Source organism: Vreelandella titanicae (assembly GCF_014697095.1).
Taxonomy (GTDB): domain Bacteria; phylum Pseudomonadota; class Gammaproteobacteria; order Pseudomonadales; family Halomonadaceae; genus Vreelandella; species Vreelandella titanicae.
In genome coordinates, this window is sequence record NZ_CP059082.1 from 3477830 (window position 1) to 3501178 (window position 23349).

The 23349-nt window shown below is 53.6% G+C and carries 19 protein-coding genes and 2 rRNA genes; 15 read left to right on the forward strand and 6 right to left on the reverse strand.

Translation table 11 applies throughout. The features are described 5' to 3' along the window. The first annotated feature begins 192 nt into the window (after nucleotides 1–192). Together HZS52_RS16035 and rrf are read left to right on the forward strand one after the other, a co-directional pair. Nucleotides 193–3090, forward strand: a 23S ribosomal RNA gene (locus HZS52_RS16035). A gap of 155 nt (nucleotides 3091–3245) precedes the next feature. Then, a 5S ribosomal RNA gene (gene rrf / locus HZS52_RS16040) occupies nucleotides 3246–3361 on the forward strand. 226 nt (nucleotides 3362–3587) lie between these two features. Here the strand turns inward: rrf and guaD are convergent. The 4 genes from guaD to xdhA are packed head-to-tail and all read right to left on the reverse strand — an operon-like array spanning nucleotide 3588 to nucleotide 9657. Next, nucleotides 3588–4904, reverse strand: a complete 1317-nt coding sequence (gene guaD, locus HZS52_RS16045; RefSeq protein ID WP_027959593.1) for a guanine deaminase — start codon at nucleotides 4902–4904, stop codon at nucleotides 3588–3590. Between the two features lies 1 nt (nucleotide 4905). Continuing rightward, a complete protein-coding gene (xdhC, locus tag HZS52_RS16050; RefSeq protein ID WP_190373153.1) occupies nucleotides 4906–5784 on the reverse strand; it encodes a xanthine dehydrogenase accessory protein XdhC in 879 nt (292 codons plus the stop codon). Beyond that, a complete protein-coding gene (gene xdhB, locus HZS52_RS16055; protein WP_039859807.1) occupies nucleotides 5781–8204 on the reverse strand; it encodes a xanthine dehydrogenase molybdopterin binding subunit in 2424 nt (807 codons plus the stop codon). The genes xdhC and xdhB overlap by 4 nt, the downstream gene beginning before the upstream one ends. Next, a complete protein-coding gene (xdhA, locus tag HZS52_RS16060; RefSeq protein WP_190373154.1) occupies nucleotides 8188–9657 on the reverse strand; it encodes a xanthine dehydrogenase small subunit in 1470 nt (489 codons plus the stop codon). Before xdhA ends, xdhB begins: the two co-directional genes overlap by 17 nt. A gap of 238 nt (nucleotides 9658–9895) precedes the next feature. Between xdhA and HZS52_RS16065 the strand changes: the two genes are divergently transcribed. Both HZS52_RS16065 and hrpB read left to right on the forward strand, forming a co-directional pair. Then, nucleotides 9896–10585: a TetR family transcriptional regulator C-terminal domain-containing protein gene (locus HZS52_RS16065; protein WP_022523285.1), complete on the forward strand. Its 690-nt coding sequence runs from the start codon at nucleotides 9896–9898 to the stop codon at nucleotides 10583–10585. 7 nt (nucleotides 10586–10592) lie between these two features. After that, nucleotides 10593–13031 carry an ATP-dependent helicase HrpB gene (gene hrpB / locus HZS52_RS16070; protein ID WP_039859810.1) on the forward strand — a complete coding sequence of 813 codons (2439 nt, stop codon included), beginning with the start codon at nucleotides 10593–10595 and terminating at the stop codon, nucleotides 13029–13031. Nucleotides 13032–13058: 27 nt separating this feature from the next. On the opposite strand, the gene HZS52_RS16075 is transcribed toward hrpB, so the two are convergent. Further along, on the reverse strand, nucleotides 13059–13271 hold the full coding sequence (locus tag HZS52_RS16075; RefSeq protein ID WP_022523287.1) for a hypothetical protein: 213 nt from the start codon (nucleotides 13269–13271) through the stop codon (nucleotides 13059–13061). A gap of 169 nt (nucleotides 13272–13440) precedes the next feature. On the opposite strand from HZS52_RS16075, the gene HZS52_RS16080 reads away from it, so the two are divergent. The 5 genes from HZS52_RS16080 (at nucleotide 13441) to HZS52_RS16100 (ending at nucleotide 18092) form a co-directional block, all read left to right on the forward strand. Beyond that, nucleotides 13441–13614 carry a DUF2970 domain-containing protein gene (locus HZS52_RS16080; protein WP_081742603.1) on the forward strand — a complete coding sequence of 58 codons (174 nt, stop codon included), beginning with the start codon at nucleotides 13441–13443 and terminating at the stop codon, nucleotides 13612–13614. Between the two features lie 127 nt (nucleotides 13615–13741). Further along, entirely contained in the window at nucleotides 13742–14854 is a 1113-nt protein-coding gene (coxB, locus tag HZS52_RS16085; RefSeq protein ID WP_009287787.1) for a cytochrome c oxidase subunit II, read from the forward strand. Nucleotides 14855–14899: 45 nt separating this feature from the next. Then, complete coding sequence (gene ctaD, locus HZS52_RS16090) at nucleotides 14900–16534, forward strand: cytochrome c oxidase subunit I (RefSeq protein WP_009287788.1); 1635 nt, start codon at nucleotides 14900–14902, stop codon at nucleotides 16532–16534. 41 nt (nucleotides 16535–16575) lie between these two features. Then, nucleotides 16576–17235 (forward strand): cytochrome c oxidase assembly protein, encoded by a 660-nt coding sequence (locus HZS52_RS16095; RefSeq protein ID WP_009287789.1) that lies wholly within the window; start codon nucleotides 16576–16578, stop codon nucleotides 17233–17235. Continuing rightward, nucleotides 17232–18092, forward strand: a complete 861-nt coding sequence (locus HZS52_RS16100; protein WP_022523291.1) for a cytochrome c oxidase subunit 3 — start codon at nucleotides 17232–17234, stop codon at nucleotides 18090–18092. Before HZS52_RS16095 ends, HZS52_RS16100 begins: the two co-directional genes overlap by 4 nt. Nucleotides 18093–18097: 5 nt before the next feature. Here the strand turns inward: HZS52_RS16100 and HZS52_RS16105 are convergent, their stop codons facing one another. After that, nucleotides 18098–18289 (reverse strand): DUF2909 family protein, encoded by a 192-nt coding sequence (locus HZS52_RS16105; RefSeq protein ID WP_022523292.1) that lies wholly within the window; start codon nucleotides 18287–18289, stop codon nucleotides 18098–18100. Here HZS52_RS16105 and HZS52_RS16110 point away from each other — a divergent pair. From HZS52_RS16110 to HZS52_RS16135, 6 genes are all read left to right on the forward strand, one after another. After that, nucleotides 18288–19007: an SURF1 family protein gene (locus HZS52_RS16110; protein ID WP_041159466.1), complete on the forward strand. Its 720-nt coding sequence runs from the start codon at nucleotides 18288–18290 to the stop codon at nucleotides 19005–19007. The genes HZS52_RS16105 and HZS52_RS16110 overlap by 2 nt on opposite strands. Before the next feature lie 5 nt (nucleotides 19008–19012). Next, nucleotides 19013–19522: a hypothetical protein gene (locus tag HZS52_RS16115; RefSeq protein ID WP_190373155.1), complete on the forward strand. Its 510-nt coding sequence runs from the start codon at nucleotides 19013–19015 to the stop codon at nucleotides 19520–19522. Nucleotides 19523–19554: 32 nt separating this feature from the next. Next, on the forward strand, nucleotides 19555–20607 hold the full coding sequence (locus HZS52_RS16120; RefSeq protein WP_190373156.1) for a COX15/CtaA family protein: 1053 nt from the start codon (nucleotides 19555–19557) through the stop codon (nucleotides 20605–20607). Nucleotides 20608–20621: 14 nt separating this feature from the next. Then, nucleotides 20622–21539, forward strand: a complete 918-nt coding sequence (cyoE, locus tag HZS52_RS16125) for a heme o synthase (protein WP_022523295.1) — start codon at nucleotides 20622–20624, stop codon at nucleotides 21537–21539. 123 nt (nucleotides 21540–21662) lie between these two features. Beyond that, nucleotides 21663–22130 carry a DUF2489 domain-containing protein gene (locus HZS52_RS16130; RefSeq protein WP_022523296.1) on the forward strand — a complete coding sequence of 156 codons (468 nt, stop codon included), beginning with the start codon at nucleotides 21663–21665 and terminating at the stop codon, nucleotides 22128–22130. Nucleotides 22131–22464: 334 nt separating this feature from the next. Then, nucleotides 22465–23334 (forward strand): OmpA family protein, encoded by an 870-nt coding sequence (locus HZS52_RS16135; RefSeq protein WP_022523297.1) that lies wholly within the window; start codon nucleotides 22465–22467, stop codon nucleotides 23332–23334. Nucleotides 23335–23349: the final 15 nt, after the last annotated feature.

Sequence of the window (23349 nt, forward strand, 5' to 3'; positions counted from 1 at the left end):
AGTCACTGTGCTGTTGTTTTAGGTATCGCACACTGCTTTATCACTGTTCATTGAACAGCTGCTCTTTAACAATGTATATCATGCTGACAAGAACACTTCGTAAGAAGTGCTTCTTAAATTGTGATACGCGTCAGCGTATCCGGCAAAATGAAACGTGATCATTGCGAGATACCAGACTCCTTCGGGTTATAGGGTCAAGCAATGAAGCGCACACGGTGGATGCCTAGGCAGCCAGAGGCGATGAAAGACGTGGTAGCCTGCGATAAGGTTCGGTGAGGTGGCAACAATCTGTGACCCGGACATCTCTGAATGGGGAAACCCACTCATCATAAGATGAGTATCGTGCACTGAATACATAGGTGTACGAGGCGAACCAGGGGAACTGAAACATCTAAGTACCCTGAGGAAAAGAAATCAACCGAGATTCCCCTAGTAGCGGCGAGCGAACGGGGACCAGCCCTTAAGCATGAGACTGATTAGGCGAACACGCTGGGAAGCGTGGCCGTAGCGGGTGATAGCCCCGTAGTCGAAAATCTGATCATGTGAAATCGAGTAGGTCGGGGCACGAGAAACCTTGACTGAAGACGGGGGGACCATCCTCCAAGGCTAAATACTCCTGGCTGACCGATAGTGAACCAGTACCGTGAGGGAAAGGCGAAAAGAACCCCGGAGAGGGGAGTGAAATAGATCCTGAAACCGTGTGCGTACAAGCAGTAGGAGCAGACTTGTTCTGTGACTGCGTACCTTTTGTATAATGGGTCAGCGACTTATATTCAGTGGCGAGGTTAACCGTATAGGGGAGCCGTAGGGAAACCGAGTCTTAACTGGGCGACACAGTCGCTGGATATAGACCCGAAACCGAGCGATCTATCCATGAGCAGGGTGAAGATTGAGTAACATCAATTGGAGGCCCGAACCAGGATCTGTTGAAAAAGATTTGGATGACTTGTGGATCGGAGTGAAAGGCTAATCAAGCTCGGAGATAGCTGGTTCTCCTCGAAAGCTATTTAGGTAGCGCCTCACGTAGTACCGCCGGGGGTAGAGCACTGTTTCGGCTAGGGGGTCATCCCGACTTACCAACCCGAGGCAAACTCCGAATACCGGTGAGTAGAGCGTGGGAGACACACGGCGGGTGCTAACGTCCGTCGTGAAAAGGGAAACAACCCAGACCGTCAGCTAAGGTCCCGAAATCCTGGTTAAGTGGGAAACGATGTGGGAAGGCTCAGACAGCTAGGAGGTTGGCTTAGAAGCAGCCATCCTTTAAAGAAAGCGTAATAGCTCACTAGTCGAGTCGGCCTGCGCGGAAGATGTAACGGGGCTAAACCAGGTACCGAAGCTACGGGTGAGTTTCTATTTCGATAGGAATTCGCGGTAGAGGAGCGTCGTGTAAGCCAATGAAGGTGAATTGAGAAGTTCGCTGGAGGTATCACGAGTGCGAATGCTGACATGAGTAACGATAAAGGGAGTGAAAAACTCCCTCGCCGGAAGACCAAGGGTTTCTGTTCGACGCTAATCGGAGCAGAGTGAGTCGGCCCCTAAGGCGAGGCCGAAAGGCGTAGTCGATGGGAAACGGGTCAATATTCCCGTACCGGACATGGTTGCGATGGGGGGACGAAGAAGGCTAGGTGAGCCAGGCGTTGGTAGTCCTGGTGAAAGTGAGTAGGCCGAGACCTTAGGTAAATCCGGGGTCTTAAAGCCGAGACACGAGACGAACTGACCACGGTCAGGAAGTCACTGATGCCACGCTTCCAGGAAAAGCCTCTAAGCTTCAGATCATGTGCGACCGTACCCCAAACCGACACAGGTGGTCAGGGTGAGAATCCCAAGGCGCTTGAGAGAACTCGGGTGAAGGAACTAGGCAAAATGGTGCCGTAACTTCGGGAGAAGGCACGCCGGCGTAGGGTGAAGAGACTTGCTCTCCTAGCCCGAACCGGTCGAAGATACCAGGTGGCTGCAACTGTTTATTAAAAACACAGCACTCTGCTAACGCGCAAGCGGACGTATAGGGTGTGACGCCTGCCCGGTGCCGGAAGGTTAAATGATGGTGTTAGCCGCAAGGCGAAGCTCTTGATTGAAGCCCCGGTAAACGGCGGCCGTAACTATAACGGTCCTAAGGTAGCGAAATTCCTTGTCGGGTAAGTTCCGACCTGCACGAATGGCGTAATGATGGCCACGCTGTCTCCACCCGAGACTCAGTGAAATTGAAATCGCCGTGAAGATGCGGTGTACCCGCGGCTAGACGGAAAGACCCCGTGAACCTTTACTATAGCTTCACACTGGACGCTGATGTTGCCTGTGTAGGATAGCTGGGAGGCTTAGAACTCTGGACGCCAGTTCGGAGGGAGCCAACCTTGAAATACCAGCCTGGCATCATTGGCGTTCTCACTCAGGTCCGTTATCCGGATCGAGGACAGTGTGTGGTGGGTAGTTTGACTGGGGCGGTCTCCTCCTAAAGAGTAACGGAGGAGCACGAAGGTACCCTCAGCACGGTCGGACATCGTGCAATGAGTGCAAGAGCATAAGGGTGCTTGACTGCGAGACAGACACGTCGAGCAGGTGCGAAAGCAGGTTCTAGTGATCCGGTGGTTCTGTATGGAAGGGCCATCGCTCAACGGATAAAAGGTACTCCGGGGATAACAGGCTGATACCGCCCAAGAGTTCACATCGACGGCGGTGTTTGGCACCTCGATGTCGGCTCATCACATCCTGGGGCTGAAGTCGGTCCCAAGGGTATGGCTGTTCGCCATTTAAAGTGGTACGCGAGCTGGGTTTAGAACGTCGTGAGACAGTTCGGTCCCTATCTGCCGTGGGCGTTGGATGTTTGAGAAGGGCTGCTCCTAGTACGAGAGGACCGGAGTGGACGACCCTCTGGTGTTCCGGTTGTCACGCCAGTGGCATTGCCGGGTAGCTATGGTCGGACGGGATAACCGCTGAAAGCATCTAAGCGGGAAGCCCCCTTCAAGATGAGACATCCCTGAGGCCTAGAGCCTCCTGAAGGGCCCAGCGAGACCAGCTGGTTGATAGGCACGGTGTGGAAGCGCTGCAAGGCGTTGAGCTAACGTGTACTAATGGCCCGTGAGGCTTGACCCTATAACACCCAAGGGGTCTGGTCGCGATGATGACGTCAATGAAAACCGGATACGCAGCGTGTGGCCCAAGCGACATAACGCCAGGGCGACAGGCGATGAGACGCACACAATTAGCAAGCAACGCTAGAGTCAGCATGATGTACATTAACAGTTACGCCTGACGACCATAGCACGCGTGAACCACCTGATCCCTTGCCGAACTCAGAAGTGAAACCGCTTAGCGCCGATGGTAGTGTGGGGTCTCCCCATGCGAGAGTAGGTCATCGTCAGGCACTTATTATGAAAAATCCCCCAGGGCTGATGCCTTGGGGGATTTTTTTGCGTGTGGGGGAGGTTGTGAGGGGAAAATGGTGAGGTGTGAGGGGTAAAGGGTGGGCAGTAAAGGGTAAGTCGTGAATCGTGAGTAGGAAACGTTGGTGAATGGCTATCTCCCGAATATCCTGTTCCGCCTCACGCCTCACGCCTCACGCCTCACGCCTCACGCCTCACGCCTCACTTTTATACATCCCTTCGATGCTGGCACTGCCCGCCTGCCCAGGTTTCATAAATAGCGCGGTCGTCCGCCAGCATCATGAGTGCAAACAGCCGCTCACCAAGCGTGGTGCAGTGATTGATTCGTCGAGAGAGTAGCGATGTTGCCTGGGTGTCAATCACCACAAAGTCAGCCTCAAGGGTAGGCGCCAACTGACCGATGTGGCTATCCAACGAGAGAGCTTTTGCATTACCCATGGTTAAGCCATAAAAGCCCTGCCATGCGGTAAGGGGCTGTCCGCCTAGTTGACCCACTTGATAGGCCGCTTTAAGCGTTCCAAATCCTGATAAATCAGTGCCTGCGCCGATATCGCTGGCAAACGTATATGCCATGCCCGTCTGTTTGGCTGCTTCGCGGTCGAATAACCCGCTACCCAGAAAAAGATTGGAGCTGGGGCAAAAGGCAATATTGGCTCCTCGATCCGCCAAGCGTTTGCGCATGCCGTTATCGAGGTGAATACCATGAGCGAAGGTGCTGCGGGGCCCGACTAAGCCTGCCTCCTCATACACAGCCAAGTAGTCGCGGCTACCAGGAAAAAGTTCGGCTACCCAGTCTAACTCGCCACTGTTTTCAGCTAAGTGGGTCTGTAACCAAAGGCTAGGATCATTACGTAAGAGAGCGCCGGCAGCGTCCATTTGCGTCTTAGTTGAAGTCGGCGCAAAACGCGGTGTGACGCTATAGCCCAGGCGGTCATTGCCGTGCCAGTCTTCAATCAGTCGCTCGCTGTCAGCAATGCCAGATGCACCGTCCATCAGCGCCTCTGGCGCATTACGATCCATCAATACCTTACCCACCAGCATGCGCAGCTGGCGTTTTTGGCAGGCGGTGAAAAATGCATCTACGGAGCCGGGGTGGCTAGAGCCGAATACCTGGGCAGTGGTAGTGCCCGCACGTAGCATTTCATCCAAAAAAGCATTAGACAGCGCTTCAGCATGGACATGATTAGCAAAGCGACACTCTTCAGGAAAGGTGTAGTCGTTTAGCCAGTCAAGCAGTTGGCGGCCATAAGAAGCCATGATATCCAGCTGCACATAGTGCACATGGGTATCGATAAACCCCGGCATAATCAGCTTGTCACGATAATCAAGAACGTCAGCCCCTTTGGGTAGCAAAGGTGAGAGTTCGGTGAAATGGCCGACGGCATGAATATGCTGGCCTTTCAACCAGAGCAGTCCGTCGCCGTAATGCTCTAAGCTGCCCGGTTCAGGTGTATTGCCATCGCCAGGGTCACGGGCAAAACTAATCAATTCAGCACGAATGAACGTATCGGTAGAAGAAGTCATATCAACTCGGGGTCGTCGGAGAATCGGTCATTAGCGTTCGCACTGCCTGGGGGTCAAGGCCACGGTTTTCTTGCGAAGAGGGCGTGTCCGTTAGCCAAAGCAGTTCAGCCACCACCGTTAAAGCAATCGCATAGGGCGTTTTATTACTCAGCTTAGTGGCGTGGATGTGGCCGATAGGGCATCGCACCTGCGCAATTTGATCGGCGGAGTAACCATCGCGCTTAAGGCGTCCTTCAAAGCTTGCCCATTTGCTGTCAGAACCAATTAGCCCAATCGACGCGATGCCATCGCGCGCGATCAGCGCTTTGATCAGCGCATAGTCTTCGTCATGGTTGTGCGTCAATACCAGTGCGTGGCTATCAGCAGGTAAGGCGGCAACACTTTGCTGTGCATCTTGGAGTGAATAACAGCTAAGTCGCGGCTGCTGCTGATGGTACTGCTCGGCAAACGCATCGCTTCGGCTATCGTACCAGTGTAATTGCCAGGGAAGCGGCGCACTTAGCTTTACCAGTTGCTGCCCTACGTGCCCTGCACCAAAGATCGCTATGTGCGTTGTAGTGCCTGGAAAGGCTTCCAATAGGATATTAACGAACCCACCACAGCACTGGCCGCTTCGTCCGCCCAAAGAGAAGGCTTCCAAACTGAGGCCATAGCGTTTTTCTGTCAAACAAGCACGTGCAGCGGTAATGGTTTGCCACTCAAAGGTACCGCCACCTAGTGTATCGAAGATCGCATCGTTGGTGATCACCATGCGTGCGCCAGGCTCCCGGGGAGTGGAGCCTGCGCTGGTTACCTGAGTGGCTAATACATGCGGTATGCCGTCGCGCTGTAGGCGGTGTAACGCCGCATGCCAGCTTTCTGGGTTTTGACTAGAACTCACAGCACTTTCTTCCTGATAGCGTTGGCTGCCAGCATGACCCGCTCTGGTGTGGCCGGTGTATCTAAGTGAGGAGAGATGGCGTAACCAGTAAGGCTGGATAGCGCATCACGCAGCGCTGACCACACACTGATGCCGAGCATTAAAGGGGGCTCACCGACTGCTTTTGAACGGTAGAGACTGGCCATCGAATTGGGATGGCCTTCCATTAGCGCGACATTGAAGACGGGCGGTAGGTCGCCAAAGGTAGGGATTTTATAGGTCGCCGGGCCATCGCTGACAAGCACGCCTTTGTCGTTCCACTTAAGCTCTTCACTGGTCAACCAGCCCATTCCTTGAATAAAACCGCCCTCCACCTGACCAATATCAATGGCTGGGTTTAGTGAGTCTCCCACGTCGTGCAAGATATCGACACGATCGACCTGATACTCCCCACTCAAGGTATCCACGCTTACTTCTGCCACTGCCGCGCCAAATGCGTAGTAGTAGAAGGGCCGACCTTGACCAACTGAACGATCATAGTGAATAAGCGGTGTGGCGTAGAAGCCTTTTTCAGATAGCGATATGCGATTGAGGTAAGCTGTTTGCACCAACTCACCCCAAGGTATGCGGCGCTCGCTTTCGCCGAACCCGGCCACTAGCATGCCATCTTCCAGGCGCATCCCTTCGCGATCCAAGCCCTCTGAATAGTGCTCGGCGGCAAAATCAAATAGGCGTTCTCGCAGTTTACTGGCGGCATCCCGCGCGGCCATACCGTTTAAGTCAGCACCGCTAGAGGCAGCGGTAGGGGAGGTATTGGGGACTTTATCGGTTCGCGTAGCGGTAATGCGTACCTTCTCCAGATCCAGGCCCAGCTCCCGAGCCACTACCTGACAAATTTTAGTATGTAGCCCTTGGCCCATCTCGGTACCGCCGTGATTGATCATCACGCTGCCGTCAGTGTAAACATGCAGAAGAGCACCCGCCTGATTAAGGTGCTGGGCGGTAAACGAAATGCCAAATTTAACCGGGGTAAGTGCCAGTCCTTTTTTAATGATAGGGCTGGTGGCGTTGAAGTCACTGACCGCTTTGCGCCGTGTCCAGTAATCGCTGTCGCTTTCGAGGGTTTCAACGAGCGTATGCAGGAGTTGTCGCTGGTCGACCTGCTGGCCGTAATGGGTCACCTCGCGGCCATCGCGGTAGAAGTTGCGCTTACGTACGGTCAGTGGGTCTTCGCCAATCTGGCGGGCAATATCATCCATGGCCGCTTCGATAATCATCATTCCTTGGGGGCCACCGAAGCCCCGAAATGCGGTATTAGAGGCGGTATGGGTTTTTGCTCGATGACCGACTACCTGGGCGTCCCCCAGCGAGTAGGCGTTGTCGGCGTGGAACATAGCGCGATCAACGATAGCGTCGGAAAGATCCGGCGAGTAGCCGCAGTCACCGATCACCGTAATCTCACCACCCTGAATAACGCCCTCAGCATCAATGGCGAGTCGGTAGCGGTTATGGAAAGGGTGGCGTTTACCCGTGGCGCGCATATCTTCACTGCGCGGTAAGCGGAGTCGCACCGTCTTGCCTGTGCGGCGGGCAATAATCGCGGCGATACACGCCCAGGGGGAGGCCTGAGTCTCTTTGCCACCAAAGCCACCACCCATACGGCGCACTTCTACGGTCACAGCATGAAAAGGAATATCGAGCACCTCCGCCACCAGCTTCTGGGTTTCGCTGGGGTGCTGGTTGGAGGTATGGACGACAACGCCCTCATCCTCGGTGGGGTGAACCACGCAGGCCTGGCCTTCCAGATAGAAGTGCTCTTGGCCACCGACGAATAGCTCACCCTCAATCAGCTGTTCCGCTTGATCAAGCGCCTGCTGCCAATCACCACGGGTCTGCACATGAGTCGGGCGCACAAACTCCTCACGCTCCGTTGCGGCCACCGGATCTAAACTGGCAGGTTGCTCGTCTATGCTAATGGCGGCTAGCTTGACGGCACGACGTGCGGCCTGCAGCGACGTTGCGGCAACGGCGAAGAGGCATTGGCCTGCGTAGCTGATCGCTTGATCGACAAAAATGGGATCGCCCGGAAAGACCGGCCCGATATCGGTATGCCCTGGCACTTCATGAAAGGTAATCACATCGACTACCCCTGGTGCCTCTTTCACCTTGCTAAAATCAAGCTGCGTTAAGGTGCCGTGGGCGACGGGCGATAGGCCAAGCGCCACATGCAGGGCGTCTGCGGGGAGTACCAAGTCGTCAATATAAGCGGCCTTGCCGGTGACGTGCTTTTCAGCACTTTCGTGAAAACTTGCGCTTCCCGCCTGTCGCTGGCCATTACTGTCCACCGTATGGCGCGCTAAGGGGCCAGAGCCTTGGATGTGGTCGTGTAGTTCACGGCGGGCACGGCTACTATCGCCGTCCAGTTTAGTGAGCGTACGCATGGAGCATCACCTCGTGGTCGGGCGCTAAGAGAGAAAGATAGAGACGTTCAAGCAGGTTCTTGGCAGCTTGCCGGCGATAATGCTGACTGCCCCGCACATCACTCATGGGCTGGAAGTCGTCATCAAGTGCCTGCTGAGCGGCGCGAAAAGCTTCCACGCTGATGGTGCACCCTTCCAGCGCTGCTTCAGCAGCTTTCGCGCGTTTGGGAGTAGCGGCCATTCCCCCAAAAGCGATGCGTACATCGTGCAAGGTGCCTTGTTCAATGCGGTAGCTAAAGGCACTGAGTAGCGCAGAGATATCATCTTCGCGACGCTTGGATAACTTCCAAACGCGTAATTGACTGTCCTCAACCGGCTGCGGAATGAAAATCCGCGAAACGACTTCATCAGCCGCCAAAGCGGTCTTTTTGTAATCGAGGAAGAAATCCTCCAGCGCTAAGCAACGCTTGCCGTTTGTGCTGGCAAGTTCCACCTGAGCTCCCAAGGCAAGTAGCACGGGTGGCGTATCACCAATAGGTGAGGCATTGGCAATATTGCCACCCAGCGTTCCCCGATTACGAATTTGCTGGGAGCCAAGCCGGTGCAGCAGGTGAGCAAACGCAGGAAAGTGCTTTTCAAATAGCGGTTCGAGCTGGGTATAGGTAACCCCGGCGCCTATCCACCAGCCGGTTTGATGTCCATGGGTAGCCTCTTCAACTGTCAATAGCTCGGCAACCCGGGAAACGTCAATCAACTGATCAAGCGGCGCCAAGCGCTGAGTGATCTCCAACCAAAGATCAGTACCGCCTGCCACCAAGCGCGCCTGGGGAGTTGCGCGACGCAATTGCGTTAGCTCTTCCAAAGACGCTGGCTGAGCAAAAAATGGCGCAGTTCCTGCCGAATCGGCGGTCTGAGTGTCGCTTTCTGGCGCTGGCAGCGTCGCGTCGAACCACTGAGGGCGCTCATAGGGCGTATCATTCATACGCAGCGCCGCATCTCGAATAGGGCGATAGCCGGTGCAGCGGCACAAATTACCGCCCAGAGCGGCTTCTAGGCGTTCAGGTGATAGTTCTTGTAAAAGGGGAGTAGGGCGTTGAGTAAGATCGCTATGCAAGGTGAAAAGCGACATAACGATACCTGGCGTACAAAAACCACACTGACTGCCATGGCATTCGATCATCGCTTCCTGGGCTGGGTGTAGGAGACCTTTTTCCGATAACCCTTCAACGGTGACCAAGTGCCTGCCCTGTAGCTGGTGAGCGGGCGTAATACAGGCGTTAGCGCTGGTAAACTTTTGGCTACCAGCCGTTGACTCGCCAATCGCCACGGTGCAGGCGCCACAGTCACCGGAAGCGCAGCCCTCTTTGGTGCCCGTTAGGGCCAAATGCTCGCGCAGTAGCGTTAAAATACTGGCGTCGGGTGAAACGTTACACCGCTGAGGGGTACCATTGAGCAGGAACGTCATCGTTGCCATGCCGAACTCCACTGTTATTGTATAGACCGGAATTTTTTGACCGATCGGTCAATATAGGTTGAGCTTGGGACAAAACGCCCTACCTTGCAAGTATTTGCTCACTGCACAGGAGTGGGGCAAGCTGGTGTGAAATGCTAACTTTTGGGGCAGCCCAGTCTATCTTCTCACCCAGCTAAGCATTCATGTGTAACTAAACATTCAAGCTAACAATCACTCACGCTATTGGGGAATACTGTTAATGACCGCCGTCTCTGCCACTCATGAAAGCCCTAGCCGGGAAAGAATAGAAACAAGTATTCTGGTGGCCGCTGAGGAGGTGTTCTCTCAGCACGGCTACCGCGGGGCGAGCTTGCAAATGATCGCTGATCGAGTCGGTCTCCCCAAAGCCAATATTTTGTACTACATGGGCAGTAAGCAAGCGCTTTATGTGCGACTGCTTAACCGCATGATGCGCCGCTGGAACGAAGTGCTTGAAGACATTACTCCTGATAGTGATCCCGCGACGGTACTCAGTGACTTTATTCGCACTAAAATGGTGCTGGGGCAGCGCTATCCCGAAGGCTCAAAACTTTTTGCGGCGGAAATTTTAGCCGGTGCTCCCTTCTTAAGTGATTATCTGGGCGGTGAGTTACGCGATTGGGTCTCCTCTCGTGCCGCGATCATTCGCCAGTGGTCAGCCCAGGGAAAAATGGATGCTGTCGATCCGCGCTGGCTTATTTTCCTGATTTGGTCTGCCACCCAGCACTACACTGAATATAGTGCCCAGGTCAGCGGTATTCTAGGCCGCGATGCGTTAACCGAGGATGACCTTGAATCCATCTCCAGCTTTCTTGAGCACGTTATTCTAAAAGGCTGCGGCGTTACTTCACCCGCGCCCAATAATTCTGCACCTAAAAGCAGTGCAGACGCTCACAGTGTGGAAAAGTGACCTTCACATGAGCGCTTTGCCTATTGATCAGTATCTTGATCCGCTTAAAACCATCTTGACTACCCATAATCGGCTGATGCTGATTGCCCAGCCGGGGGCGGGTAAAACCACCCGCGTGCCGCTCTGTTTACTTGAAGAAGAGTGGGTCAAAGGGCAAAAACTACTGTTACTTGAGCCTCGTCGTGTAGCTGCGCGTTTGGCAGCCAGCTTTATGGCCCGGCAATTGGGTGAAGACGTTGGCCAAACGGTGGGGTATCGCATGCGCGGTGATAGCTGTGTGAGCGCGCAAACCCGCTTGGAAGTAGTGACCCAGGGCGTACTCACTCGCATGCTGCAAGATGACCCGCTGTTAGAAGGCGTTGCCGGGATCATTTTTGATGAGTTCCATGAACGCAGTTTAGAAGCTGATGTGGGATTGGCGCTAACGCTGGATGTGCAGACCAGTATTCGCGATGATTTGCGCCTACTGGTGATGTCTGCAACCTTGGATGTCGAAGCGCTCAAGCGGGTGTTGGGCGAGCAAGTACCTGTTATTGAGTGCCATGGGCGTCAGTATCCTGTGGCGACGGCTTATCGTCCTTCCCTGAGTGGTGAGGAGAGCATTAGCCACGCACTTCGGGTGGTTGAGGAAGCGCTATCACTGCCTGGTACTCAAGGCATACTGGTAATCTTGCCCGGTGTCGCCGAAATTAATCGCTTGGTTCAGGCGCTGGAAAAAAAGCTGCCCCATCTGGCGATTCGGCCGCTGCACGGCAGAATGAGCATTGCTGAACAGCAGGCAGCCTTGGCGGCGAATACATCGAAACAGCGCATTATCGTCTCCACCGCCATCACCGAATCGAGCATTACCGTGGATGGTGTGAATGTGGTGATTGACGGTGGCCTGGAGCGGGTGCCACTTTTTCAGCCGCGTACCGGGCTAACCCGTTTAACGACCCGGCGGATCAATCGCGCCAGTGCCGATCAGCGTCGGGGGCGTGCAGGGCGTCAGCGGGAAGGCAGTTGTTTTCGGCTCTGGGCCCAGGAGCAGCCGTTGGCGCCTTATGGTGAGCCTGAAATTCAGCAAGCGGATCTCTCATCACTAGTGCTCGAACTGGCGTGCTGGGGCGTCGCATCACCCCAAGCGCTAAGCTGGGTAACATCGCCGCCGGAGGGTGCCTGGCGCAGTGGCCAATCGCTGCTCGAGCAATTAGGCGTGTTAGATCACGAGCACAGGCTTACCCCTCTAGGTAGCCGCTGTGCCAAGTGGCCAGTTGAACCGAGAATTGCCGTGATGCTAGAGCGGGCTTCAGACTTCAATGCTATGTCTCTAGCCTGTGGGGTAGCGGCGCTCCTTGAAGAGCGCGACAGCAACGAGCGATCCCTGCACGATGCGTTAGCACTGCGTCTGCGTCAGCCTAAACGCTTCCCCAGTTGGCAGCGTGAAGCACTTAGGCTGGCTAAACGAGCAGGAGTGGCGCTTAATGACGCCGTGCTAGTGCCGCTTGGGCCACTCTTAGCGCTGGCGTACCCTGAGCGCCTTGGCCAGTCAATTGAGCCGGGTAAGTTTCGGCTTGCCAATGGCAAAACCGCTACGCTGCCGTTAAACGATACGTTGGCGCATCAAGCCTACGTTGTTGCTGTCGCATTAAATAGTGCGGCTGGTGATCAGGCGCGGATCATTTCAGGCGAACCGCTATCACTTGAGTCGCTGCTTTCGCTATATCCTGATATTCGCCAATGGCAGCCACGAGTGGCGTGGTCGCAAGAACAGGGCCGTTTAATCGGTGAAGAGGTACAAGCACACGGCAGCCTCGTCATTGCCAAACGACCTTTAGCACACTTACCCGAGGAGGCGGTGAAAGGGGCGCTATTGAATGCACTACGCCAGCGGCCCGAGCAGTTATTTGGCGATAATTTACAGCAGTTGCGCGGGCGAATGGCGCTACTTCGCAAGTACCAGGGGGACGAGTGGCCCGACTGGTCCGAGCCAACGCTATTAGCCTCATTAGAGAGCTGGCTAGCCCCTTACCTAATCGGTATTAAACGGTTGAGCCAAATTGAGAAATTGCCGCTAGAGCGCTATTTGCTCAATTCACTGAGCTGGGAAGCACAACGTGAATTTGCGCAGTTAGTCCCATTAGCGCTTGAGGTTCCTAGCGGCAAGCAGGTTGGCTTAGACTACCTGCCGTGTCTCTCCCAGCGGCCGCCTGTGTTAGCGTTGAAACTGCAAGAGGCCTTTGGCTGGCGGGTAACGCCCACCGTTGTCGATGGTGCCGTTGCCGTAATGATTCACCTGCTTTCTCCCGCGCGTCGGCCGTTGCAAGTCACCCAGGACTTGGTTAGCTTTTGGCAGAAGGGTTATCCTGAAGTACGCAAAGAGATGCGCGGTCGCTATCCAAAGCATCCCTGGCCTGAAGACCCACTGACAGCACCCGCCACTGCGCATACCAAGCGAAAGGCGTGACCGGTTTCGCTGCTTCGACTCCGATAATTACTCGCTGCGCTTTTCCGGGATTTCATCGGGAATGCGATAGCGCACGCCATCTACGCGTTCTTCCTCATAGCGTTGATTCTCTTCTTCAGGCACTACGCCGATGACGGTTTCCTTAGACCCATCCGGCCAAGTGTAAGTCGTGCAGCCTGCCAGCAGCAGTGGAATGATCAAAAACAGTGTGATGGGTAAGGCGAGGTGGCGCTTGAGCATAAGGCACTCCATTGGGTGGCGCTGATCCTGAGAATTGGCTGAGTATCTCACATTGAGAAACTATAAGTGGTCATTTACGTGGCTGTAAATGCTTATGTAGGTCTATGATAATAGTGGCTAACCCTTCAGCCTTAGACTGATACGAGAGCCAAAGAAAACCGGAGGTGGTATGTGGTCTGTAGTCAAGTCAGTGTTAGCAGCCCTACTAGGCGTTCAAAGTAATCAAAAGCGGGAAGAGGACTTTAGCAGTGGCAGGCCCGCAGCCTACCTCGTTACGGGGGTGGTGATCACGCTACTGTTCGTTTTGATGCTTGTTTTTTTGGCCATGTTTGCGGCCCGCTGAAAAGCGTTGATAGCGTTAAATAAGCAAAGCGTGACGAATCGCACATATTTTCTATACTGCTAATATCTAATTTCATCCTACCCTAATCTAACGATAAGAAATAACAACAATAAAACTGGAGGTCTCTATGCGTTCACGGTGGTGGCTAATGGCCGTATCCCTTGCTGCAAGTGGATCGCAGGCTCAAACGAACGGTTGGAACATGCCTGTCGGCGTTACCGATGTGAGTAGCGATATTTACGGCCTGCACATGACCATATTCTGGATATGTGTCGTGATTGGATTGGTGGTATTTGGGGCAATGTTCTACTCCCTGTTTCGCTATCGCCATTCCAAAGGTGCAAAGGCCGCCCACTTTCATGAGCACACTAGTGTGGAAGTGTTATGGACAGCTATCCCTATCTTGATCCTGGTAGGTATGGCGGTGCCCGCCACCGCAACTTTAAAAAACATGTATGACTCATCAGACGCCGAGTTGGATGTAATGATTACCGGCCAGCAGTGGCGTTGGCGCTATGAATACCTGGGGGAAGATGTGGCATTCACCTCCAATATGAGTACGCCGAGAACGCAAATCAGCGGAGAAGAAACTCGCGGAGAGCACTACCTATTAGAGGTTGATGAGCCGCTGGTGCTGCCGATAAATCGTAAAGTGCGCTTTCTAATGACCTCAGATGACGTTATTCACTCTTGGTGGGTGCCGGATTTAGCGGTTAAGCAGGATACGATTCCCGGCTTTATCAATGAGAATTGGGTGAAGATCAACGAGCCGGGTATTTACCGCGGGCAGTGCGCTGAGCTGTGCGGTATCGACCACGGCTTTATGCCTGTGGTGGTGCACGCTGTGGAGGAGGAGGAGTTTGATGGCTGGCTAGCTGAGCGCAAAGAGGCTGCTGAGCAGGAAGCCATGGGGGTTGACCGTGAATGGGCAATGGATGAGCTAGTTGAGCGCGGCGAATCAGTGTATCAATCGATCTGCTCCTCTTGTCATCAGGCCGAAGGCCAAGGTTCTCCACCCGCCTTTCCCGCGTTGGCAAATAACGAACAGCTCATCAATGATGTGGATTGGCATCTAGATAGGGTCGTCAACGGTGTATCGGGTGCTGCTATGCCTGCTTTCCGTAGCACCTTAAACCCTGTTGAGATAGCGGCTGTGGTCACCTATACGCGTAACGCCTGGGGTAATGATACGGGTGATGTCGTGCAGCCCTCTGCAGTAGCTGAGTTAATTGCCCAGTGATGTTGGTTTGCCACTCAATTAGACAACAATATTTCGGAGAGACACATGGCGCCCAAACTACCTCCTCAGCCACCGCTGCAACATAGCACCACGGCCGTCGCCGATGGGCAGTCCCATGGTCATGCTGCGCCGCCGAAAGGCATTTTTCGCTGGCTACTGACCACCAATCATAAAGAGATTGGCTCCCTTTATTTGATTTTTTCGCTGACGATGTTTTTCATCGGGGGGATATTCGCCCTCGTGGTTAGGGCGGAACTTTTCCAGCCCGGCCTGCAGCTGGTCGAGCCTGAATTTTTCAACCAGATGACCACCATGCATGGCTTGATCATGGTGTTTGGTGCGGTAATGCCTGCTTTTACCGGTTTAGCCAACTGGATGATACCGCTACAGATTGGCGCGCCAGATATGGCGTTACCTCGGTTGAATAACTTCAGTTTTTGGCTTCTTCCTGTTTCATTCACACTGCTACTTTCAACGCTACTAATGCCCGGCGGCGGCCCTAATTTTGGTTGGACGTTTTATGCACCGCTGTCGACGAATTTTGCTCCACCTTCGACAACTTTCTTTATTCTTGCGCTACATATTGCCGGTATTAGTTCTATTCTCGGTGCCATCAACATCATCGCGACCATTTTAAATATGCGTGCGCCGGGTATGCGTTTAATGGATATGCCGCTATTCGTATGGACATGGCTGATTACCGCTTTCCTATTAATTGCGGTAATGCCGGTGCTAGCGGGTGTCATCACGATGATGTTGATGGATATCAACTTTGGCACCAGCTTCTTTGATGCGGCAGGTGGTGGGGATCCGGTGTTGTTCCAGCATCTATTCTGGTTCTTTGGGCATCCCGAAGTATACATTATGATTCTGCCAGCTTTTGGTATTGTCTCAGCGATTATCCCCACCTTCGCGCGTAAGCCTTTGTTTGGTTACGCTTCCATGGTGTACGCCACTGCGGCCATTGCACTGCTGTCATTTTTAGTCTGGGCCCACCATATGTTTATAGTGGGTCTACCTTTGGTGGCAGAGTTGTTCTTTATGTATTCCACCATGCTGATCGCCGTGCCAACCGGCGTGAAGGTATTTAACTGGGTAACCACGCTGTTTCGCGGCTCGATTAGTTTTGAATCGCCGATGCTGTTTGCTCTGGCTTTCGTGGTGCTGTTTACCATTGGTGGTTTTTCAGGGCTTATGCTGGCGATTGCACCGGCGGATTTTCAGTATCACGATACCTACTTCGTCGTTGCCCACTTTCACTATGTGCTAGTCCCGGGGGCAATCTTTGCGATTATGGCGGGGGTCTATTACTGGCTGCCTAAATGGACCGGGCATTACCCCAATGAGAAGCTGGCCCAGTGGCACTTCTGGTTCTCGATTATTGGTGTCAATCTAACCTTCTTCCCCATGCACTTCGCAGGCTTGGCGGGAATGCCGCGGCGGATCCCTGACTACGCCCTTCAGTTTGCGGACTTTAATTTACTCTCAAGCATCGGTGCCTTCTTCTTTGGCGCATCTCAACTGCTCTTTGTATTGGGCGTCATACTGTGCGTGCGCGGTGGCAAAAAAGCGCCAGCAAAAGCCTGGGAGGGGGCCGAGGATTTAGAATGGACGGTGCCTAGTCCAGCACCACTGCATACGTTTGAAACGCCGCCAGTGTTTCATCGTACGTCCCACTAGCAATGACATAAAGCACATGGGTCACTGGCCTAAGAGGTGTTATGGATAGCCAAGAGCAGGCAAGGGTAGGTGTGCGCCGCACGGTTATTAGAACAATCGCCGTATTGATAGGCATGTTTGGCTTTGCCTTTGCACTAGTGCCGCTTTATGACGTTTTTTGTAGCATTACTGGTATTAACGGCAAGGTGGACGCCACTGCGAAGAGCGTCGTGCACGAAGAAGTCGATGAGTCGCGCTATATAAATGTGCAATTTATCACCCGCGGCAGCCCCGGCCTGCCGTGGCAAATGAGCGTTGAAATGCGCCAGATGAGTGTGCACCCCGGGCAAATGGCGGAAGTCGATTTTACCTTCACCAATAATAGCAGTAGCGAAAGCTGGGGGAGAGCAGTGCCCAGTGTGTCTCCCTCTACTGCCACGACGCATCTACGTAAAATCAGCTGTTTCTGCTTTCAGGAGCAGCAGTTGCAGGGTAATGAGCGGTTAACCATACCGTTGGTATTCCAGCTAGCGCGTGATCTGCCCGACGATATTAATACTATTACGCTGGTGTATACCCTCTACCCGATAGAGCATGTGATTCAAAATGCTGCATTGGATAATACGCTTAAGAGCAGCGCTAACAACGAGCTTATAAACGACCCTATAAACAATCTCAGTAACACGCCTAAAAACAATAAAGCGGCGGGAGAAGCGATATGAGCAGTGGTAGCTATTATGTTCCGGCGAGTAGCCGATGGCCTGTTCTCGGCTCGGTTGCCCTAGGCGCCATGATGGTCGGCACGGGCATTAAACTCGTTTATGACACCGGGTTACCGCTGGTGTTAATCGGTGTGGTAGGCATTCTTGCGGTGATGGGGCTCTGGTTCCGTGACGTCATTAGTGAGTCTCGGGGAGGGCTTTATGATGAGCAGATGGATCGCTCATTTCGTTGGGGGATGGGCTGGTTCATTTTTTCGGAAGTAATGTTTTTTGCCGCCTTTTTTGGCGCGCTGTTTTACGTACGCATGTTTGCTATTCCATGGTTAGGGGGAGAGGGGGCAAAAGGTGTTTCCGCATTACTATGGCCTGACTTTGTCGCCACTTGGCCGTTGTTGAATCCACCGGACTCATCCATTGCCGGCCCTGAACAAGTCTTTAGCCCGTGGCAACTGCCTCTCGTCAACACGCTGATTTTGATAACTTCCAGCATCACGCTCACCGTTGCTCACGAAGCTTTAAAAGTGGGTGACCGGAAGACTTGCCGCAACTGGCTAACGGGAACGGTGCTATTGGGTTGCTGCTTTATCATGATCCAGGGTGTCGAATACTACGAGGCCTACGCCCATTATGGCATTACCTTGGAAGCCGGAATTTTCGGGGCAACATTCTTTATTTTGACCGGCTTTCATGGTGTGCACGTGATTATCGGCACGCTGATTTTAGCCACCATGCTGGTACGCATTATCAAGGGCCACTTTGGCGACGAAAACCATTTTGGTTTTGAAGCCTCTTGCTGGTACTGGCACTTTGTTGATGTGGTGTGGGTTGGGCTGTTTATTTTTGTCTACGTCTTATAACCGCATTAGCCTAACTGGCCCGACCAATAGCCGAAAATAATGAGGGCCATGAGCAGACAGGCTAATCCAATTCTCCATTTGAGAGAGAGTAGTAGGCGGCGGGAAGAGACGTTATCTCTAATCAGGAAAATGGCGCCTACGGCCAAGCTGATAACCATCGCAATAAACACGGCGGCAATGAGTAGTTGTAACCACATGATGAATCCCTCTCGGCAATGGCGTTTTTATAGTTGGTATCTGTTTTGGAGTTTGCTGGTGGCGTTAGGTATTAGTTTAGGACTATGGCAGTGGGAACGGGCAGATGACAAGCGGTTGGCCATCGCCGTTCGCGATGCAGCCCCTACCTTAGTGCAGCCTACCGAGCAGCCAGCGCAAGGCGCCCAGGTAACGTTGCGTGGGCAGTATTTGGCGGAGCAAACGCTCTATTTGGATAATCGCGTTGTAGACGGAAGAGTGGGGGTGGCCGTACTAACCCCGCTGCGTGATAGTTTCGGGCAGCTTTGGCTGGTACAGCGTGGCTTTTTAGCCACCGGGCCGCGTCGCGAAACGCCGCAGACAACCACACCCAGCGGTACGGTCGAAGTGATTGGCGAGTGGCAGGAGGTACAGTCTGGCGGGCCGCTATATGGGGAAAATAGAGAAGGGGCAAGGCTGCAGCAGCTTAGCCTTGAACCCTGGCACGCTTCGCTAGGCGCGTTTAGTTACCCAGGCTGGTTGCACGCCAGCGAAGGCGATGGGGTCTTAATCCCATGGTGGGAAGCCAATGTGATGCCGCCCAGTCGGCATATGGGCTATGCCTTTCAATGGTGGGGGCTGGCACTGGCGGCCTTGATGGTGATGTTTATTGGCGGATATAAACTGCGTCGCGATGGCGCTGATAAAAAAGCTTTAGTTAATAAAAATAAACAGAGGTGAAAAGTATGCAGGACGCCAGACATATTCGCCGTCAGCGGCTCAAGTTAATCCTTATTTTTGTCGTTTTTGCGGCGCCCATGGTCGCTGCTTGGGGAATGGTCGAGTTACGCATCGGTATTCCCGATCGCCATACTGCTCACGGAAATGTGGAGCTGGAATTGCCCATGCTTGACGAGTGGCCTTTAACAATAGCTGCGGTCAATAGCCAAGAGGAGTGGGTCTTGGCCTTTGACTGCTCTCAGCAGTGTGAGCAGCGTAAGGATGAGTTTTGGCGTTTACACCGTGCTTTAGGGCGCGAAGCGCCGAGGTTAACTCGCTTACGGATTGGTGGGGATCCCAAATCGCTGCCAGGAGAAATGACCAGCGAATGGCAGCACTTACCTCCGTGGCGTCAAGCCAACTCGGCTTGGCTGCTTGATCCAATGGGGCGACCAGCACTGGCCTTTGAGGCCAACGTAGCCACTGAGGATGTGCTCGAGGATATCCAGCATCTACTTAAAGTGAATCCTCAATAAAGCGCGCTAGCCTCTGCTGTTAAGGAAACGCCATGCACGATTCATTTGAGCGCCGCTTGCGCTGGTTAGTGCGATTAACGCTGGTAGGTACTCTATTTACTGCCGTAGTGATGCTGGTAGGCGCCTGGACGCGTTTAGTCGATGCTGGTTTAGGCTGCCCTGACTGGCCGGGTTGCTACGGCAAGCTATTAGTTCCTGATAATGATCTTGCCACGCTTCATCATCCCGATGTCCCGTTGGAGCCCTTTAAAGCGTGGGTAGAAATGGTACATCGCTATATCGCGACGCTGCTGGGATTGGTGATCGTTAGCGTTGTAGCCTTGGGCTGGCCGTTGCGTCATCGTCGCGATTACCCATGGCACCTAAGCTTGATGCTGCTGGTGGTTATTTTGCTCCAGGGCGCCTTTGGTGCCTTCACCGTTACGCTCAAGTTATGGCCTCAAGTCGTTACCCTTCACCTCCTGGGCGGGTTGAGTGTGCTGCTGCTGCTCTTTTGGCTGCATCTTCGCTTACGCCTCGCTGTGGCGCCCAAGCCAACAAGTGAGCCTCGGCGAGTGAATGCGTGGTGGGGTATTGCGGCATGTTTGCTGGTAGTGCAATTGGCTCTAGGTGGGTGGGTGTCCAGCAATTATGCCGGTATTGCCTGCCAAGGTTTTCCTACTTGTAATGGCCAGTGGATGCCCGCGATGGATATCAGCGAGGGCTTCCATCTTACCCAGACCGTGGGGCCCAATTACCTACATGGGCATTTACATGCCGATGCACGTACCGCGATTCAAGTGGTACATCGCCTGGGGGCATTGTTGCTTGGTGTCGGGCTAATAGTGCTCTGGTGGCGTTATCGACAGTGGCAGAGTGTGGTAAGGCCGCTAGCGATTGTCGTCGGTTTGTATGTGCTGCAGGCTGCATTGGGGGTGGCCAATGTGGTGCTTTGGTTGCCGCTTTGGCTGGCGCTACTGCACACAGCGGGCGCCATTGCGTTGGCCGTTGGGCTCGTTTGGGCCTGGTGGCGTTGGCGCTATCATGAGGCTGGCGTTTACTCAACGACGACTCATTCACCTTATAACAACGTTATCGTTCAATAAAAGGGAAGCATGCCATGCGAAATATAACAATGACGCTACCCACGGCAGTGCCTTCTATGGTGTGGGGCTGGAAAGAGCTCCTTGGTCTGTGCAAGATGAAAGTTGTTGCCGTTATGTTGGTGTGTGCTGCCGTAGGAATGGCATTAGCCACCCCGGGCCTACCACCATTGACGAACGTAGTCCTTGGGCTAGCCGGTATCGGCTTGGCCTCTTGCGGTGCGGCGGCTTTTAACCATGTCATCGACCGCCACTTGGACGCGGTAATGACACGAACGTCTCGTCGTCCTTTGGCAAGTAAACGTCTACCCGTGGCAATCGCTCTAGGTTGGGCGTGCTTGCTTTCAGTCGCAGGTGTTGCGCTATTGGTGTGGCAGGTTAACCATTTAACGGCTGCGCTAACCTTTGCCTCCCTAATTGGTTATGCGCTGATTTATACCGCTTTTTTAAAGCGGGCGACACCGCAAAATATCGTCATTGGAGGCGTTGCTGGCGCTGCGCCGCCACTGCTGGGGTGGGTCGCTATTACTGGGCAAATTACCCCCGAGCCTTTGCTTTTAATGCTGATTATTTTTGCCTGGACGCCGCCCCATTTTTGGGCGCTGGCCATTCACAAGCGCGATGATTATGCCCGGGCTGGTATCCCTATGCTGCCCGTTACCCACGGCATTCCTTTTACGCGGCTGCAAATTTGGCTGTATGGGTGGTTAACGGTGTTAGCCACCTTACTGCCGGTGATGATAGGCATGAGCGGCGCGCTCTACCTAGTGGTCGTGCTGTGCCTGAATGCGCGCTTCATGGTGTGGAATTGGCGAGTGTGGCGTGGTCAGGATCCTGCTGCTCCTATCGGCGCATTCTGGTTCTCAATTCGCTATTTATTAGGTGTTTTTGGGGCGCTATTACTTGATCACTACGCTGCGGCGCTTGCTTGGTGATCCAAACAAGAGTTGGACAGCTATGCAGTCAGAAGAGAAGCAAGCCTAGATGCTATTGGCAGAATAGTGGTATAAGGGTGTACAATTTTCGTCAAGCAATTTATCCGCTGAATGAGGAGTTTCATGAGCTCAACGGTAGCGCTGGTATTACTCGCCGTGGCGATTGCAGTCATTGTAGGGTTGTGTTTCTACGCATGGTCGTTACGCAAAGAGGTGAGTCGTCGAGAAGCTTATCGTCGCGATGAAGACGCTCGCGCCCAACAAAATAGCTTAGAAAACCTCGATTATGTAGCAAGCGCACTGGTTCAGGAGCAGGTCGATATTACCGAAGGCGCCTGGCGGTGCAAGGTGTTACTGGAAATCATTGATCCTAGTTTAACGGAACGAACTGAATTTAAGGCATTTGCCGAGCACTACAGCCGCACTCAACACCTGAATACCCATACCGCTCGTCAACAGTTGTCCCCCCGAGAGCGTATGCAGGAAGACAAAGAGCGGCTGATGGTAGAAAATGATATGCGCGATGCCGTATTGGAGGCAGCTCGGGCAGTGCTGAAATGGCGTGCCCAAGGCAGAAAAGCGCTGCATTAATGACAGGTTTTGAGCGGTTTAAACCGCCCAAAAGCATAGCAAGCTAATTTTTAGTGCCCATTGCGGCAATTTTGCTATGCTGAAGGATGTCGGTATTGGCAAGAAGTTGATATCTTGGCATTGTTGCCTTCCTGCGCTTAAGCGTGAATGATAGGCACATCGCTCTATATCGACTGGGTGTTGAGTAATTAGTACGTGATTATTGGTACTGGGAGCTTGATACTATCAACAGCGATATGGAGCAGGCGAAAAATGGATGCTCTCGCAATAAGAAGCATTGGATAGATTTGGTCACTTATGGCCATTTCAGCATTGGATCAAGAAGGAGTCTTGCATGAAAAAATCAACGACTGGCTTGCTCATCGGTTCCGCACTGGTAGTAGGTCTATCTGGCTGTGCCAGCTCGGCCTCACAGTCTTCCGGCCAAGCAAGCGCTAGCAGCGACCGCAGCTGGTACCAGCACCCTGCGGTATGTGGTCTGGCAGGCGGCGTTATCGGTGGCAGCATTGGCTACGCCACCAGCAGTAGTTCTGATGAAGAGAGCGGTGCTGCTACTGGTGCCGCAGCTGGTGCTGCTATCGGCGGTCTGCTATGTGCTGATCGTACGCCTGAGCCGGTTGCACCTCAGTGCCCGAGCTATGGCGAAGTGCCTGCTGGTGTCGCAGTTGACGCCGAGGGATGCCCGTTAGATTCTGACGGTGATGGCGTGCCGGACTACCGCGATCAGTGCCCAGGCACTCCCGCTGGCGTTGAAGTTAATGCCAACGGTTGCCCGCTTGACTCCGATAACGACGGTGTGCCCGATTACCGTGATCAGTGCCCGAACACTCCTGCTGGTGTAGAAGTGAACGCCCTGGGTTGCCCGGATAGCGTAGTTCTGGAAGATGTTAACTTCGAGTTTGATTCTGCTCAGTTAACCTCTAACGCTCAGAGCGTGCTTAACGGTGTTGCAGAGCGCTTGGTCAGCAACCCTGATGTTCGCGTAAGCATCGAAGGCCACACTGATTCACGCGGTTCTGACGAGTACAACAAAAACTTGTCACAAGAGCGTGCTCAATCTGTTGCTAACTACTTGGCGAGCCGTGGCGTAGAAGCTAACCGCATGCGTGCGGTAGGTTACGGTGAAGAGCGTCCGGTCGCCTCTAACGAGACTGAAGAAGGTCGCTTCCAGAACCGTCGCGTTGAACTGGATGAGTGGAACTAAGTTCACTTATCATCT

Bases quoted from the DNA above. Each gene is read 5' to 3' on its own strand.
- HZS52_RS16115 (WP_190373155.1), top strand. From the start codon at position 19,013: ATGCAGGACGCCAGACATATTCGCCGTCAGCGGCTCAAGTTAATCCTT.
- HZS52_RS16065 (WP_022523285.1), top strand. From the start codon at position 9,896: ATGACCGCCGTCTCTGCCACTCATGAAAGCCCTAGCCGGGAAAGAATA.
- HZS52_RS16120 (WP_190373156.1), top strand. From the start codon at position 19,555: ATGCACGATTCATTTGAGCGCCGCTTGCGCTGGTTAGTGCGATTAACG.
- HZS52_RS16110 (WP_041159466.1), top strand. From the start codon at position 18,288: ATGATGAATCCCTCTCGGCAATGGCGTTTTTATAGTTGGTATCTGTTT.
- HZS52_RS16075 (WP_022523287.1), bottom strand. From the start codon at position 13,271: ATGCTCAAGCGCCACCTCGCCTTACCCATCACACTGTTTTTGATCATT.
- HZS52_RS16080 (WP_081742603.1), top strand. From the start codon at position 13,441: ATGTGGTCTGTAGTCAAGTCAGTGTTAGCAGCCCTACTAGGCGTTCAA.
- HZS52_RS16100 (WP_022523291.1), top strand. From the start codon at position 17,232: ATGAGCAGTGGTAGCTATTATGTTCCGGCGAGTAGCCGATGGCCTGTT.
- HZS52_RS16130 (WP_022523296.1), top strand. From the start codon at position 21,663: ATGAGCTCAACGGTAGCGCTGGTATTACTCGCCGTGGCGATTGCAGTC.
- HZS52_RS16105 (WP_022523292.1), bottom strand. From the start codon at position 18,289: ATGTGGTTACAACTACTCATTGCCGCCGTGTTTATTGCGATGGTTATC.
- cyoE (WP_022523295.1), top strand. From the start codon at position 20,622: ATGCGAAATATAACAATGACGCTACCCACGGCAGTGCCTTCTATGGTG.
- HZS52_RS16095 (WP_009287789.1), top strand. From the start codon at position 16,576: ATGGATAGCCAAGAGCAGGCAAGGGTAGGTGTGCGCCGCACGGTTATT.
- guaD (WP_027959593.1), bottom strand. From the start codon at position 4,904: ATGACTTCTTCTACCGATACGTTCATTCGTGCTGAATTGATTAGTTTT.
- HZS52_RS16135 (WP_022523297.1), top strand. From the start codon at position 22,465: ATGAAAAAATCAACGACTGGCTTGCTCATCGGTTCCGCACTGGTAGTA.
- ctaD (WP_009287788.1), top strand. From the start codon at position 14,900: ATGGCGCCCAAACTACCTCCTCAGCCACCGCTGCAACATAGCACCACG.
- xdhB (WP_039859807.1), bottom strand. From the start codon at position 8,204: ATGCGTACGCTCACTAAACTGGACGGCGATAGTAGCCGTGCCCGCCGT.
- xdhA (WP_190373154.1), bottom strand. From the start codon at position 9,657: ATGGCAACGATGACGTTCCTGCTCAATGGTACCCCTCAGCGGTGTAAC.
- coxB (WP_009287787.1), top strand. From the start codon at position 13,742: ATGCGTTCACGGTGGTGGCTAATGGCCGTATCCCTTGCTGCAAGTGGA.
- hrpB (WP_039859810.1), top strand. From the start codon at position 10,593: ATGAGCGCTTTGCCTATTGATCAGTATCTTGATCCGCTTAAAACCATC.